Annotated in this window: 1 protein-coding gene; it reads left to right on the forward strand. The window is 50.4% G+C overall.

The annotated features are described in order from the left end of the window. Positions 1 to 143 precede the first annotated feature (143 nt). Positions 144 to 1,310: site-specific integrase (locus HMPREF9720_RS04260; protein ID WP_009596992.1), on the forward strand; the 1,167-nt coding region annotated here is incomplete at its 3' end.

The following is a 1,310-nucleotide window of genomic DNA, read 5'->3' on the forward strand; positions in this document are numbered from 1 at the left end:
CGGTGAGTTGTGTTACTTATCCGTTACCTGCCCGAAATGCTTTTGTTTGCATTAAGGCGTTTGTTTTCAGTTTGTTGCATCGGATTTCCGCATAACAAATAACTTGACTTAACGTTTAACCCATCCACAAAGTTCAAGTTATTATGCAACGCAGCACTTTCAAAGTCCTTTTCTATGTAAAAAGGCAGTCGGAAAAACACGGTCAGGTTCCCGTTATGGGCCGTATCACCATCAATGGCACGATGTCGCAGTTCAGCAGCAAACTCTCCGTTCGTTCCAGCCTTTGGGATGCCAAAGCCAACAAAGCCTCCGGCAGAAGTCTTGAAGCCCAGCGTCTCAATGAAAAGTTGGAGAACATCAAGACCAATATCGGCAAGCAGTACCAACGTCTCTGCGACCGTGATTCGTATGTCACGGCCGAAAAGGTTCGCAACGCCTTCCTCGGTATGGGCGATGACTGCCGCCTGCTGCTGCAGACCTTCGACGAATACCTTGCAGGGTTCCTCAAACGTGTGGGCAAAGACCGCGCCTATTCGAGCTATGACAATTACCGCAAACGCCGTAACCGCCTTGCCTCTTTCCTCGAATACGAATACCACGTCAAGGATATTGCGTTCAAAGAGCTGAAGCGGGAGTTCGTGGAAAAGTTCGTCGTCTACCTCTCCACGGTAAAGGGTCTTGCTTCCGGGACGATCCATTCTACACTCAAGAAGCTGAAGCTGATGACCTACACGGCGTATAAGAACGGCTGGATTGCCGCCGATCCTTTCGCAGGGTTCTATGTCAAAGCGGAATACGCTGAACGACGTTATCTATCCGCTTCGGAATTGCAGGCCGTGATGGATGTCAGGCTCCCCAACTACCGAACGGGCATCAACCGTGACGCCTTCGTCTTCTGCGCCTTTACGGGTTTGAGCCATGCGGACGTAGTGAAACTCACCCACGCGGACATCCATACGGACGATAACGGAGAGCGGTGGATTATCGACAAACGGCAAAAGACAGGTACGCAGTTCCGTGTTAAGCTCCTTCCCGCCGCTGAAATGCTCTACAAGCGTTATAAGGATACATATCGCACAAGCGAGAAGGTTTTTCCGCTTAAAGGCACTTATAAAACACTGAACATGTCGTTACGTCATGTTGCCAGACATGCCGGTCTGTCGTTCAACCCGACGATCCACATGGCGCGGCATACCTTTGCCACAACGGTCACGCTTACGCAGGGTGTACCTCTAGAAACGGTCTGCAAGATGCTGGGACATAAACGGATCACCACGACCCAAATCTATGCCAAAATCACCAATGACAAG

The sequence above is a fragment of the Alistipes sp. HGB5 genome (genome assembly GCF_000183485.2).
Lineage (GTDB): Bacteria > Bacteroidota > Bacteroidia > Bacteroidales > Rikenellaceae > Alistipes > Alistipes finegoldii.